Genomic DNA, 210 nt, shown 5'->3' on the forward strand with positions numbered 1-210 from the left:
ACCACTTTGTGATTCATGACTGGGGTGAAGTCGTAACAAGGTAACCGTAGGGGAACCTGCGGTTGGATCACCTCCTTACCTGAAAGAACCTGCCTTTGTAGTGCTCACACAGTTTGTCTGATGAAAAGTAAATAGCAAGGCGTCTTGCGATTGAGACTTCAGTGTCCCCTTCGTCTAGAGGCCCAGGACACCGCCCTTTCACGGCGGTAA

The 210-nt window shown here is 50.5% G+C and carries 1 rRNA gene; it reads left to right on the forward strand.

Annotated elements, in window-relative coordinates:
- A 16S ribosomal RNA gene (locus tag NWP14_RS27960) occupies positions 1-78 on the forward strand; the annotation flags it as partial.
- Positions 79-210 lie beyond the last annotated feature (132 nt).

The organism is Klebsiella sp. C349492 (assembly GCF_042055345.1).
GTDB classification, from domain to species: Bacteria; Pseudomonadota; Gammaproteobacteria; order Enterobacterales; family Enterobacteriaceae; genus Klebsiella; species Klebsiella scottii.